A 13900-nucleotide genomic window follows, 5' to 3' on the forward strand; every position below is an offset into this window, starting at 1 on the left:
GCCTTATCAATATCTGCGTCAGGTGAAAGGTGTTAAACATCGGTTTGTCACTGCCAGCAAAGGTGAAGCACACGATGCCGAGCGTATGCGGCTGCGTATGCTTGCCCACGCCATAAAAGTTTGGAATGAAAACACTGGTGCCCTTTCCCATCTGGAAATTGAGCCACTGCCTCACCAGATCCACTTAGTGCACCATATCCTCGCCTCCGGTAACTTCAACTGGTTGATTGCGGACGATGTAGGTTTGGGTAAGACCATCGAGACCGGCATGCTGCTGCATGCCCTGCGGCAACGAGACTTAGTCAAACGTATCCTACTAATCACGCCCGCTGGGCTGACCAAGCAATGGCAGGAAGAGCTTTTTCACAAGTTCAAGATCGAAGACTTCGAGATCTATGGCGAAGACTTTTTCATCAATGAACCCCGGCAATGGAAGATGCACGACTGTGTCATCGGGTCCATGGATCGGCTTAAGCAAGAAAACCACTTGGAAAGCTTGCTGCAGGCAGAGCCTTGGGATCTGGTGATTTTTGACGAAGGACACCGACTCAGCCGCCGCCAGTATGGACAAAAACTAGAAAGCTCTGAGCGTTATGATTTAGCGAAGAGGTTACGCAGCCAAACCAAGCACATGTTGCTGCTGAGCGCGACTCCTCACCAGGGCATGCAAGACAAGTTCGTGGCACTGCTAGAGCTACTGCGTCCTGAGCGCCGTACCGAACTGATGGCACTCAACTTGAAGCCTGAAATTCTGCACGACATGGTATTTCGAAACCATAAAGCCGACGTAACCGACGCAGAAGGAAACTTCATCTTCCAAGGCAAGATCACCAAGGCTTTGAAGGTGCCCAGCAGCCTCGAGTCCGTCGAGTTCGATAAGACGCTTCAGAACTATCTGCGCAAGGGCTATGCCGCGGGCGAGTCGTTAGGCCGTACAGGAAACACCATTGGATTCGTCATGACGGTTTATCGAAAGCTAGCGGCCTCCAGCGCAGCAGCCATTCATCGAGCCCTGTGTAATCGTCTTCAGCGCTTACTCGACGATCAAGCAAATGGTACTTCCACAGACGAGCCCAGCGATGAGCGCTACCTCGGTGAGTGGGAAGAGCAGTTCACCAGCGATGCACGTGAGTTCTTCGCCGGTGAAATCCAATTGCTGAAAGACCTCATTGAAGAGGCCGCTGTACTGAAGGCCAGCGACCTCAAACTAAAGCGGTTCATTGACGAAATCATCGGGAAAATTTACGCAGCTAATCCTAACGAGAAAGTGCTGATTTTTACCGAATACCGCACCACTCAGAATTATCTGCGGGATGCCTTGGCTAAGCATTATGGCCCCGGTCAGGTCGAGCTAATCAATGGCTCCATGCAACATGCTGAACGAGGTGAAGCCATTAAACGCTTTGAAGAGCAAGGGCGCTTTCTGATCTCAACTGAGGCTGGTGGAGAAGGCATCAACCTCCAGAGCAAGTGCCACATCATGGTGAACTACGACTTACCTTGGAACCCCATGCGTCTCGTACAGCGAATTGGCCGCCTGTATCGCTATGGTCAGAAAAAGAAGGTTGTCGTGTTCAACATCCAGCAAACCGACAGCCTAGATCAAAATATCGTTGACCTGATGTATGAACGAATCGACAGTGTGGTGACTGACCTCGCCGAGGTCCAGCAGCATGAATTCAATGATGGTTTGAAAGACGAAATCCTCGGTCAACTGGCCGAGTTGATTGATGTAGAAGACATCTTGCAACAAGCGACTAAGCTCGGCATTGACCGAACCCGAGAGCGTATCGATGAAGCGTTAAAGCAGGCCCGTACTGCTGCCGTCAAACAACGGGAACTGTTTGCCCATGCAGCTACCAGCAATCCAAATGAGCTACGCGACGAGTTAGAAATCACTGCCGAGCACCTCTACAGCTTTGTGGTGGGGATGTTCGAGCAATTGGGTATAGAGGTAGCGGAGCGCAGCCATAAAGATCGGCTTTTGCGTATTCGATTGTCCGAGCAGGTAATGCGCGATATGGGACTCTCCCCAGAAGTCTCGCAACGTATGGATGTGACCTTGGATCGCTTGTTGGCTGCAAACCGGCCCGACACGCACATGCTCGACCTTAGTTCTAAACTTATGCAGTACCTGCTGGGTAAAGCCTGTGAATACGACTTTGGAGGTTTGAGCGCGATGCTCAAAGCACCAGAATTAGAAGGGGAGGCTCTGCTCGGCGCCATGTTGCGCTGGCAGGGCCCCCAAGGGAAACGTATGCGGCAAGAGTTTGTAGCTATTCAGGTTAATGAAGGCAAAGCCAAACTGAACCCTGCAAAAGCCAGTCAATGGCTGCTGGCCCTTGCCGAGCACAGCACACTGTGCCCCGAGACTGAAGCCTCAAAATTGCTTTTCAAAGTTGCAGAAGAGATGGCTAACCAGCGACTGGCCGATGCCAGCAACCGCTATTTGATACCTGAGAATTTGGATTGGGCTGCGGCAGGCTGGACGCAGCAGCGCTGAGTTCACACACTGTGCATCTAGGCGCCGAAAGTTTAGTTAGGAAAAGCGGTAAGGTTCTTATTTTACCCTAAGCCCCTTTCTTATTAATGCACCTAAATATGAGTTTATAGAATGTCAAGAATCAAGGATCACTTGATTGGGCTCTGCAATGAACGAGATGAAGCGCTTTGCGCGCTCGGTGGTTTGGTGTTCGACAATTCGTCTCCACTTTTTTATGGACACGGAACGCTAATACCTCCTTCACTTGAATTCGACCAGTCTTTTCCTCACTGCGGCTACTATGCGCTGCTGTTAACCCAGCTAGAGAACATAATGGATGTGGCCAGACTCAACAGTGAGCATAATTTCAAACGTGTGGTGTACAGTATGGCGTACTCGCACTCTATTACGCTATTTGAATCATACATTAGTCAGTCGCTTGTAGCATTGACTACTCAATATAGCAACTTTTCCATAAGAATAACCCAGCAATACGATCCGAGCGGCACGATCAAAAAGGATGGGTGGAGAAAAGTGCTCGAGTCAGAGGGCGGCTTAAAAGGTCTAGTTATCGAAGGGCTTTCTAAGGACGTATTTCATAACCTAAAAACGGTTAAAAATGTTTTCGGGTTGATGTTTGATGAAGCGGGAAGGGGCATCGACATAGGTCCATTGGAGGCCGTAATTGAGCGACGGCATGACATTGTTCACCGAAACGGCACGTCCGTAACAGGCGAAACCTTGATGGTTGAGTTCGATATGCTTGAAAGGGATGTGATGTTGATTAGAAAATTTGCAAACGATTTGAAAGAGCGAATGACATCTGCCGTTCTAGTTGAGGGATTCTCAACTGGGTTGGCTGGGGAGAAGAGGGCAGACTAAATGTAAGAACATAAGTATGTTCCTTTATTCCCTTGATGTGTTTTTCATTGAGTAAATAGTATTGAAATTATGGCGGGTGATTAAGTGGCGGAATTATGGGAGCCAATAGCTGGTGTTTTTTGGAAGAGCGTCCCCTTAATGCCGAGCTGGGTATCTCTGAGTGTTTTTTTTGAGTCTCCTTTTTTTATAAGTTTGATGGGGGCTCTCGCTGGCGCATATTTTGGTGCATGGGCTGCGCAGCGAAACGCAGCTAATAATAAACTTCGAGACGAATTACTGCGTGAAATACGATCATCTAATCGTGGGGTAATGCTTGGGTTGTCTGTTATTAATGTGGCTCTTGCAATGAAGCGACAGCAAATTTCGCCACTTAAATGTTCTTATGATGAAGACCTTGAGCGACTGAAGCAGTACAAGAACGCTCCTGCACCAAGAGGAATACTCCAGGTCTCACCCATGCTAATGCGTTTGCAGGGAATGAGCTCACCAGTTGCCTCGCTCAACCAATTGCTATTGGACCAGTCCTCAGGAAAGGCATACCGTGCGATTATGGCGCTAATAGAAGCTATAGATAATCTCAATGCCACCATTGATCTACGAAATAGCATTCTGGATAACATTAAGAATGGGGATTTTCCGAAGGACTTCAAATTTGAGGATTTGTACTTTGGACTTCCGGTCGATGGTAATGTGAATAATGAATACGGCGACACCGTGAAGGCTATCTTTCTATACTGTGATGACGTCGTTTTTTTCGCATTAAAAACTTGCGAGTATTTGAAGAGTCAAGGAGAGCGTTGCTCGTCTAGGTATAAGAGGCTAGCCCGTGAAGAGATTCGCATCTGCTCTGTGGATATGAGGGCGGCGAGCGAGGCGGGACTTTTGCCTGATGAGAAGAACTATGAGAGTTGGCTCGCTGGGCACAGTGAAAGCAACGACACCGCTACGACCTAAAGCAATAAAAAGGGGCGTGTTTGATTTTTAACCGTATGACGGAACCAAAACCCGGCGCAAACGCCGGGCTTTTCCATTGGCAAACCCTTGCCTACTGCCGAGGCTCCACGTTATCCAGCACCCGATTCGCCAGCAACGAACTCAGCTCAATCAACTGCTGGATCCCCTGCGCCACATGACGCCTCGATCCCTCAAGGTCAAACGCCAGGTCACTCACCATGGCATCAGCCGAAGCCAGCGTCTCACTGAGGTTGGCGAGCAGGCATTCGTTATCGAGGCCTTTCACGACGGCATACAGCTGCCCCGGTTTGGGGTCGTCTTTGGATTTATCCGGTTTCGGCCGCAAGTAGTGATCGAGCACGCGTTTGGTGGTTTCGTCTTGCTGCTTGGCTTTGGATTTCGCGGATTGTGGGGTGGAACCTGTTTCCGGTGGATTCGGAGTTATTTTGAACATCGATGTGATCCAAATGTGGGCCGCACCATCTCGCTACTAAACGAAAGGGTGGCGGCTGTGCGCAGGTTAGTAGACCGGTGATCACATCAAACCCGGCGCGCCCGAAGGCGCCATGCGCACAGCCACCATCGAGAACAGGCAAACACCTGAACTGATGAGACTTGTACAACCGAGATGTGAACCGGGCTACTAAACCCGACCACTGATGGGCAGTGGCAGGACGACAATAGAACCCAGGAACAAGGCGCACAAGCCGGCGGATTCTGGCGTAGTTGTAGGCAAAGGCGCAAGGATACGTAGCTAGATGGACGTTGTAGGCGGGGGCTGTAGGAGAGGAGTGTTTTGGCGATGCAGGTGGGTTGTTTTGCTCAGTCCAGCAATACGAAATGATTGAATCCAATCCGCCGCTTGCAGAGAATCGCGACCCTAAAAGGATGCGGGCGATGCGGCCCGCAACGCACTCTCTCGACACTGATCATCAAGGCCTGACCGGAGACGTATATGTCCGAACTTACACAATTGGTCATTGCCTTGGTGGTGTCCTTTCTGCTCGATCGATTCCTCAAACCCTATCTGCTACGCAAGTGGCTAGGCGTGGTGTTGGTGGTGGCGGGTGCGGTTGGCTGTGTTTTGGCCGGTCAGACCCGCGTGTTGGGGTTTGACCTGGGGTTGCTGTCGATTTTTGCCGTGGCGATAGGGATGGGGTTGTTCATGAAGCGGCGGCGGTTTGAGGAGGTTGGCTGAGTGGCAACCCGACCAAGCCATGTCTATAGTTTTTCCCCCAGATACCTATCGGAGGCATGGACATGAGCCAGAGCATTTCGCCCGCCGCTTCAGCTGCGCGGAACACCGGCATGGTCGCCACGACCTTATGGGGCTCGGACAAGATCGCAGGTATCACGGTCGATCCGGACGGTGCGATCTGGCTTGGCGCTTTTAGTCGCCTGGGACTGGGAGGCGAAGAAGATTCCGGCTTCACCGCCAGCCTGGTCCGGTTCAATGCCGACGGTAGCCTGGACCGCAATTACAGTGGAGACGGTAAATCCCTGCTCCCGGTGGCGCTCGATATCGAGGACGGCGGTAATGGCGCCGTGCAGCCGGGAGGGGGTTACCTGGTGGCGCGCTACGTGAAAGTCGGCGATGCCTGGGTGTCGGGCGTCAGTCGTACCTTGGCTGACGGCAGCCTCGATACGACTTTCGGGAACGGCGGCGCTGCGACAGTGCCTTTCTACTGGAATGAAGATCTAGGCCAGCAAGCGTCGTTCTCCGTGCAACGCGACGGCAGCTTTTTCGCAAGCGCCGCGTATCCCTCTGGGGAGATCTATATCGCTCGCTTCGACGCGACGGGGGCCTTGGTTTCGTCTTTTGCAGAGGCTGGGGTCCTGCATCTGCCAGCGTCCGTCGGCATTCACCCCAGCCGCACGATCGACGTTTCGCTGCAGGGAGACGGGAAGGTATTGATCACCGGGCAAGCTACCCTGACCCGCCTGAACCCCGACGGTACGCTGGACGGCAGCTTTGCCAACGGCGGCAGCCTGGCCCTGGATGTTCATGCAGAGGCCCTCGTCATCCAGGACGACGGCAAGATCCTGCTGGCGGGCGCCTTGGGCGGGGTGGCGACCATCATTCGACTCAACGCCGACGGCTCGCTCGACACCGATTTCGGTGATCAGGGCCAGGTACGCTGGGGCTCGGAAAGCGCTCCTTTCGCAGTCGCCGACATGATCGTGCTGGCCGATGGCAGGCTATTGATTGGTGGAAGCCAAGGTACCCGCGCGGACGGCTATTTGGCTGCCTTGGTTCAGTTGAACCCCGACGGTAGCCTGGACCACAGCTTTGGCAATCCCGACGACGGCTATTACCACCTCGACGGTGGCCGCGATGATGACTTCTTGCTCGGTACCGCCTCGTTCGACGATGCGATCTCTGGCGGGGCCGGCAACGATCTGCTCGATGGCCAGCAAGGTCGTGACCTGCTGACGGGCGCCGCCGGGGCCGATACGTTCCATTACCAATCAGTCGCAGACAGTTACCGAACCGCAACCGCGGCCCATAGCGACCGAATCACCGACTTCGACCCCAGCACCGATACGCTGGACCTTTCCTCCCTGGGCTTCCTCGGGCTGGGCAATGGCTATGACGGAACACTGGCGATACGCGTCAATGAAAGCGGGACGCGGACCTACCTCAAAAGTTTTGAGGCCAATGCCGATGGGGAACGCTTCGAAGTGGTCTTCGACGGTAACTTGGGCCAAGCGCTGAATGAAACCAACCTCCTGTTCCAGCAAGCCAGGTTGATGGGCACCGAAGAGACCGATCGTTTACAAGGCAACGCTCGAGGCGAAATCATCGAAGGGCTCGCGGGCGACGATCGCCTTTATGGAGCGCTCGGTAATGATGTATTGGTTGGCGGAGCGGGCCGGGACCTATTGGCGGGTGGCGGCAATAACGATGTGTTCCGCTTCGATGCCCTGAGCGACAGCTACCGTACCGCCACCGAAAACCACACCGATCGCCTGTTCGACTATACGGTGGGGGAAGACACGATCGATTTGTCTGTCCTGGGCTTTACCCGTCTGGGCAATGGTTACAACGGCACGCTGGACGTGGTTTTCAATGAAGCCAAGAACCTGACTTACTTAAAGAGCTACGAAGCCGACGCCTCCGGGGCTCGATTCGAGTTGAGCCTGGTAGGGGACCACTCCGGTTACCGTAACTTGAACATCATTTTCGCCGAGCCCCCGGAAGAGGACGTCTTTAAATTGATCGGCGTGGCTGACTCCCTGGCGTAAAGATTATTCCTTGCCTTGGGCCGCTTTCCGGGCGGTCCAAGGCGCTATGAAGCAACAGCTCGACTGCTGCCATTTGCGAAAAAAACCGAATGCCGCTTGGTTTGCAAACGCATCCACGCTCGTTTCACACGGGGCCCGCCAATCTCTTAGCCATACGAGCCACGCCCCCTTCCCACTGAAAAGGGGCGGATCTAACATTGGAAAAAATTTGATCCCATACTAGATGCTAGCGATACATAGCCAGGGCTAGCTAAATAAGCTAGCGTTAACTATCTTTCAGTAGATTTTGATATTTTTATGAGGCCGACATGGATCCCTACCGTAATCCGTTTGCGCCCGGCGCTGGAAGCAGGCCCCCTGAACTGGCGGGGCGCGACTTAATTCTTGAGGCGGCAAGAGTTGCCTGTGGACGAGCCCTCAATGGGCGAAGTGCTCGCTCCATCATGCTTCTTGGCTTAAGAGGCACGGGTAAGACGGTCCTGTTGAACGAGATAGGAAGAATTGCGAAGGAGGAAGGTCTTTATGTCTCCAAGGTAGAGTCGCCAGAACGTGAAAGCCTTGCACGTCTTCTTTATCCTGAAATGCGAAAAGTCATGCGTGCGCTTTCCAGCCTTGAGGCTGCCAAGCAAATTGCTAACCGTGGGCTGAAAGGACTCCGCAGCTTTGCGTCAATCTTCAAGATTGATGTTGGCGGTATTGAGATTGGTGTTGAGCCGGAGCCTGGACTCGCGGACAGCGGGAATCTTCAATACGATCTTCCAGATCTTTTTACTGTAATAGGTGAAGCGGCACAGGCCGCCGGCAAAGGCTGGATTCTTCTCATTGATGAAGTCCAATACCTCACCGAAGCCGATCTATCGGCACTGATTGTCTCTATCCATCGCATGTCGCAAGAAGGGCTTCCGGTTCTGCTGGTCGGTGCAGGTCTTCCGCAAGTTGCTCGGCTGGCGGGCGAGGCGAAGTCATATGCCGAGCGGCTTTTCCTTTACCCGGAGGTGGGGGCGCTTGATCAACCGTCGGCGACTCAAGCCGTTCAAAAGCCGATCTTGGAGGAGGAGGCTTCTATCGACGCAGCAGCGCTGGACAGCATTGTCGATCGGACGCAGGGCTATCCGTTCTTTCTTCAAGAGTGGGCATCCACGGCATGGAACATCGCCGAGGGGCCTGAAATCACTGTTGATGATGTCGAACATTCTTATTCCGAAACATTAGCTTCTCTTGATGCAGGTTTCTTCAGGGTCCGCATCGATCGGCTTACACCTTCTGAAGTGCAGTTTGTGAAGACCATGTCCGAGCTCGGCGACGGCCCCTATGCCATCGCTGATATTGCGAAGGCGATGGGACGTCCTCAATCATCACTGGGACCGACTCGGGCCAACATCATTTCCAAGGGAATGATCTACAGCACCGATCACGGTTACCTCAATTTTACGGTTCCACTTTTCGCGGAATATATGCGTCGCCAGGAATGAACGCAGCAGTGGGTGGCGAGGGGAATATTTCCTCGCCACACCCCTGCCCCTCAGCTCCCTTCATTGTTGCAGCTGGCCGCGTGCTTGAGATACGTCAGGGCTTTCCGCTCACCCATCGAATCAAGGTAGGTGATTTGCGCATTCACCAACCCGCAATTCTGACTGCTGTCTTCCGTCAGCGAGATCACTTTGTCGATGTCCAGGTGGGTACCGTAGGAATAGCTTTCGCCGGCCGCTTTATCCTGGGCCAAGGCGGGTAATGCGCCGGCGCTCAAAGCGGTGATCAGGCAAGCAGTAGCGATGGTCTTCAGGTTCATGGTCGTTTCCCTTCAATGAGTTCGATGGCTTCGTCGAGGCGATGTTTGTTGTCTCGACGGCGCTCATTAAAGGCCCGTGAGGTATCTCGGCTGTGTCGAAAAACGCCGTGATTGGATGCGTACGTATCTGAGGTGAATTGCGATACAGATCGATACAATCGCCACTGTTTTTGCTTGGTTCTGGCTTGATCTCGGGCTGGACAAGCTGAACGACGGTGCGTCGCCAACCGGCAACCGGGCATCGTCACACTGCGCAACAGATGCGCGCATTTCGGAGAGCTGGGCATGGAACATGTCGATCACGTATTGATCGTGGATGATGATCGGGAGATCAGGGAGCTGGTCGGCAACTACTTGGTGAAGAACGGTTTGCGCACCACCGTCGTCGCCGATGGCCGTCAGATGCGGGCCTTTCTCGAAGCCAATCAGGTGGATCTGATCGTGCTCGACATCATGATGCCGGGGGATGACGGGCTGTTGCTGTGCCGCGAACTGCGCGCTGGCAAGCATAAGGCGACACCGGTGCTGATGCTGACGGCTCGCAGCGACGAGACCGATCGCATCATTGGCCTGGAAATGGGCGCCGACGACTATCTGGCCAAACCCTTCGCGGCCCGGGAGCTGCTGGCGCGCATCAACGCGGTGCTTCGACGGACCCGCATGCTGCCGCCCAACTTTGTTGTCAGCGAAAGCGGCCGCATGCTCAAGTTCGGCCGGTGGCGCCTCGACACCACCGCCCGCCATCTGCTCGATGAAGACGACACGCTGGTCTCGCTGAGCGGCGCCGAGTACCGGCTGCTGCGGGTATTTCTTGATCATCCCCAGCGGGTGCTGAGCCGTGACCAGTTGCTCAACCTGACGCAGGGCCGTGACGCGGACATTTTCGACCGTTCCATTGATCTGCTGGTCAGCCGCGTGCGCCAGCGCTTGCTGGATGACGCCCGCGAACCGCTCTACTTGAAGACGGTGCGCAATGAAGGCTACGTCTTTACCTTTGCGGTCGAAATGCTTGAGGAGCAGGCATGAAACTCGCGTTGCAATGGCCTCGCACGCTGGCCTCGCGGCTGTGGCTGGTGTTCCTGGTCGGTCTGATACTGGCCCAGGCCCTGACGTTCGCAGCCCAGTACTACGAACGCTACGAAAGTACCAAGACGGCGATGTTGGGCAATTTCGAGCACGACACGGCGACCTCCATCGCCATCCTTGATCGCCTGCCTGCCGACGAGCGCTTGGAATGGACCAAACGCCTGCAGCGTCGCAACTATGACTATTTGCTGCGCGAACACGATCCCGGCATTCCACTCACTTCGAACGACCTCGCGGCGACGGCGGCGCAATCCCTTCAAGTCTCGCTGGGCCGCAACTATGACCTGACCATTGTCGAAATCCCGGGCCCACGCCAGCATTTCCAAGCCCAGGTGCGACTGGCTGACGGCAGCCCAGTCACCATCGATGTGCGTCCCTCGGTCAGGCCGTTGTCGCCCTGGTTGCCCTTTGCCCTGTTCGGTCAGTTGCTGTTGATGATCGGCTGCACCTGGCTTGCCGTGCGGATCGCGATACGCCCGCTCAGCCGCCTGGCCGAGGCGGTCGAGAACCTCGACCCGAACACCCATCCGGTGCAGTTGGATGAAACCGGTCCACGGGAAGTGGCCTACGCCGCCCGCGCCTTCAACAGCATGCAGGCGCGCATTGCCGCTTACCTGAAAGAGCGCATGCAGTTGTTGGCGGCCATTTCCCATGACTTGCAGACGCCCATCACGCGCATGAAGCTGCGCGCCGAGTTCATGGACGACTCGGTCGAGAAAGACAAACTGGGCAACGACCTGAACGAGATCGAGCACTTGGTGCGTGAGGGCGTCGCTTATGCGCGCAGCGTCCATGGTGCGACGGAGACCAGTTGCCGCATCAGTCTGGATTCTTTTCTGGAAAGCCTGGTGTGCGACTACCAGGACACCGGTCGGGAGGTCAGCCTGCGTGGCCAGAACGGTGCGATCATCGAGACAAGACCCCATGCGCTGCGGCGTGTTCTGGTGAATCTGGTGGATAACGCGCTGAAGTACGCCGGCACCGCCGAGGTGGAAATCAGCGGCGATGCGAGCACCGGCGTTTCCATCAGCGTGCTTGATCGAGGCCCGGGCATTCCTGAGGAGATCCTGGCCGAGGTGGTCAAGCCGTTCTATCGGGTGGAAAGCTCACGCAACCGCAGCTCTGGCGGCACCGGCCTGGGCCTGGCCATCGCCCAGCAGTTGACCGTCGCGATTGGTGGTTCACTGAGCCTGCGCAACCGCGACGGCGGCGGTCTTTGCGTGACCCTCGACTTCGGCGTCGATCGGTAGGCCGCGCTGGCTGCACGTCAGGTGCAGCCTTTTTTACGACTCATTGGAATGCATTTGTAAGCCACTGTATCCAGCGCATCTACAGACTCAAAAGAACGCATAACGGCCGGGTGTCGAACATCTCCGGTATACATGCCGCTGCAAGAATGCTCCCCATCAACTCGCCATCGGATCCCCCGAATGGCGAGCCCTGACCTAAGGAGATCTTGCCATGAATACCCAGTCCTCCCTCGCTCAAGCAGGCAACCAAGCCCAAACCCAAGCCCAGGCCGGCAGCTACATCACCACCCAGGACGGCGTACAGCTCTACTACAAGGACTGGGGTCCGAAAGATGGGCCAGTCGTCACCTTCAGCCATGGCTGGCCGCTGAATTCCGATAGCTGGGAATCACAGATGCTGTTCCTGGCGGACCAAGGCTATCGAGTGATCGCCCACGACCGCCGCGGCCATGGTCGTTCCAGCCAGCCGTGGGAAGGTAACGACATGGATCACTACGCCGACGACCTGGCCGCGTTGATCAACGCCCTGGATCTTAACGACGTCACCCTGGTGGGTTTCTCGACTGGCGGTGGCGAAATCACCCGCTACATCGGCCGCCACGGTACCGATCGGGTGAAGAAGGCCGCACTGATCAGCGCCGTTCCGCCAATGATGCTCAAGACTGAAGACTACCCAGGCGGCCTGCCGATCGAAGTGTTCGACGGCCTGCGCAAGGCCTCGCTGGATAACCGCTCGCAGCTGTATCGCGACATCGCGTCCGGCCCGTTCTTTGGCTTCAACCGCGACGGGGCGAACGTCTCCCAGGGGCTGATCGATTCGTTCTGGGTGCAGGGCATGCAAGCGGGCCACAAAAACACTTACGACTGCATCGCGGCGTTCTCGGCGACAGACTTCCGTGCCGACTTGGCCAAGTTCGATGTGCCGACACTGATCGTGCATGGCGACGATGACCAGATCGTCCCGATCGACGCCTCCGCCCATGCCGCCGCCAGACTGGTGCAGAACGCCGAGTTGATCGTCTATCCGGGTGCGCCGCACGGCCTGACCGACACCCACAAAGACCGCCTCAATCAGGATCTGTTGGATTTCCTGGCCAAGTGAACCCATCGCTGCAGCGTCACCCCTCCAATCAATGAAAAAAGGAATGATCATGCTCAATCTCAAATCGCTGTTGGCCGTCACCATCACCGCTGCGCTGGCGCTGACATCAGTTCAAAACGCAACCGCCGCGCAACCTGACGCCACCAAGCCCACCATCGTGCTGGTGCATGGCGCCTTCGCCGAATCGTCCAGTTGGAATGGCGTTGCCGCTCAGTTGCTGACCCAGGGCTATCCGGTCGTTGCCGCGGCCAACCCGCTGCGCGGCGTGAAGCAGGACGCCGATTATGTCGCCGACATCGTCGAGCACACCGCCGGCCCGGTGATCCTGGTGGGCCACTCCTATGGCGGAGCCGTGATCACTAACGCCGTGCACAACAACCCCAAGGTCAAGGGACTGGTCTACGTCGCAGCCTTCGCGCCGGACAAAGGTGAAACCGCCATCGAACTGTCCGGTCGCTACCCTGGCGGCACCCTCGGCCCGACCTTGGCCGCTCCGGTGCAGTTGGACGATGGCAATAAAGATCTCTACATCCAGCAGGACAAGTTCGGCCAACAGTTTGCCGCCGACGTTCCAGCGGCGGACTCCGCCCTGATGGCTGCTACACAACGCCCCATCAGCGAGGCGGCATTGAAGGAAGCGTCTGGCGACCCGGCCTGGAAAAAACTGCCGTCCTGGTTCATCTACGGCTCGGCGGACAAAAACATCCCTGAGGCCGCCTTGAAGTTCATGGCCGAACGCGCGGGCTCGAAAAAGACCGTCACTGTCCAGGGCGCCTCCCATGTAGTGATGACGTCCAATCCGGAGAAAGTTGCAGAGCTGATCATTGAAGCGGCTCAGGCCAGTTCCAAGGGGTGATTACTTAAAGCGGGCCTTCGAGAAGAACCAAAAACCCGGCGCAAGACGTCGGGTTTTTTTCGTTGGGGAAATCTCCAGGCAAACCGCATTGTCCGGTTTTGCGGCTGCTGCGCAGCCGAGCGGGAGCAAGCTCCCTCGCCACGGGGATCGGGGTGTTGCGGATACTGTATTTCCACAGGGGGGATGCAGTATCTGCACACCCCAGGCTGGATGTGTGCGACTTGGCCTTTGATCGTTCCCACGCTCTGCGTGG

At 55.7% G+C, this 13900-nt stretch carries 12 protein-coding genes; 10 read left to right on the forward strand and 2 right to left on the reverse strand.

The window, feature by feature from the left end; all coding sequences use genetic code 11:
- The first annotated feature begins 85 nt into the window (after positions 1-85).
- From HU762_RS04510 to HU762_RS04520, 3 genes are all read left to right on the forward strand, one after another.
- Positions 86-2503: a helicase-related protein gene (locus HU762_RS04510; protein WP_186634416.1), complete on the forward strand. Its 2418-nt coding sequence runs from the start codon at positions 86-88 to the stop codon at positions 2501-2503.
- Positions 2504-2614: 111 nt separating this feature from the next.
- The gene (locus tag HU762_RS04515; protein ID WP_186633491.1) at positions 2615-3364 is read left to right on the forward strand and encodes a hypothetical protein; all 750 of its coding nucleotides are present in this window, start codon (positions 2615-2617) and stop codon (positions 3362-3364) included.
- Between the two features lie 138 nt (positions 3365-3502).
- Positions 3503-4318 carry a hypothetical protein gene (locus tag HU762_RS04520; protein WP_186633493.1) on the forward strand — a complete coding sequence of 272 codons (816 nt, stop codon included), beginning with the start codon at positions 3503-3505 and terminating at the stop codon, positions 4316-4318.
- A 91-nt stretch (positions 4319-4409) separates the two neighbouring features.
- On the opposite strand, the gene HU762_RS04525 is transcribed toward HU762_RS04520, so the two are convergent.
- The gene (locus HU762_RS04525; protein ID WP_186633496.1) at positions 4410-4772 is read right to left on the reverse strand and encodes a DUF6124 family protein; all 363 of its coding nucleotides are present in this window, start codon (positions 4770-4772) and stop codon (positions 4410-4412) included.
- A 501-nt stretch (positions 4773-5273) separates the two neighbouring features.
- On the opposite strand from HU762_RS04525, the gene HU762_RS04530 reads away from it, so the two are divergent.
- From HU762_RS04530 to HU762_RS04540, 3 genes are all read left to right on the forward strand, one after another.
- Positions 5274-5516, forward strand: a complete 243-nt coding sequence (locus tag HU762_RS04530; protein WP_186633499.1) for a hypothetical protein — start codon at positions 5274-5276, stop codon at positions 5514-5516.
- Positions 5517-5578: 62 nt separating this feature from the next.
- A complete protein-coding gene (locus HU762_RS04535) occupies positions 5579-7564 on the forward strand; it encodes a M10 family metallopeptidase C-terminal domain-containing protein (RefSeq protein ID WP_186633502.1) in 1986 nt (661 codons plus the stop codon).
- 308 nt (positions 7565-7872) lie between these two features.
- A complete protein-coding gene (locus HU762_RS04540; RefSeq protein WP_186633505.1) occupies positions 7873-9036 on the forward strand; it encodes an ATP-binding protein in 1164 nt (387 codons plus the stop codon).
- Positions 9037-9086: 50 nt separating this feature from the next.
- Here HU762_RS04540 and HU762_RS04545 read toward each other — a convergent pair whose 3' ends face one another.
- Entirely contained in the window at positions 9087-9353 is a 267-nt protein-coding gene (locus HU762_RS04545; protein WP_186633508.1) for a DUF2790 domain-containing protein, read from the reverse strand.
- A 285-nt stretch (positions 9354-9638) separates the two neighbouring features.
- On the opposite strand from HU762_RS04545, the gene HU762_RS04550 reads away from it, so the two are divergent.
- From HU762_RS04550 to HU762_RS04565, 4 genes are all read left to right on the forward strand, one after another.
- Entirely contained in the window at positions 9639-10379 is a 741-nt protein-coding gene (locus HU762_RS04550) for a response regulator (RefSeq protein ID WP_018600898.1), read from the forward strand.
- On the forward strand, positions 10376-11689 hold the full coding sequence (locus tag HU762_RS04555; RefSeq protein ID WP_186633511.1) for an ATP-binding protein: 1314 nt from the start codon (positions 10376-10378) through the stop codon (positions 11687-11689). Before HU762_RS04550 ends, HU762_RS04555 begins: the two co-directional genes overlap by 4 nt.
- Positions 11690-11900: 211 nt before the next feature.
- Positions 11901-12791, forward strand: coding sequence for an alpha/beta hydrolase (locus tag HU762_RS04560; RefSeq protein WP_186633514.1), 891 nt, complete (start codon positions 11901-11903; stop codon positions 12789-12791).
- A 43-nt stretch (positions 12792-12834) separates the two neighbouring features.
- Positions 12835-13647 (forward strand): alpha/beta hydrolase, encoded by an 813-nt coding sequence (locus tag HU762_RS04565; protein ID WP_186633517.1) that lies wholly within the window; start codon positions 12835-12837, stop codon positions 13645-13647.
- The last annotated feature ends 253 nt before the right edge of the window (positions 13648-13900 follow it).

The sequence above is a fragment of the Pseudomonas sp. SWRI92 genome (genome assembly GCF_014268685.1).
GTDB lineage: Bacteria > Pseudomonadota > Gammaproteobacteria > Pseudomonadales > Pseudomonadaceae > Aquipseudomonas > Aquipseudomonas marvdashtae.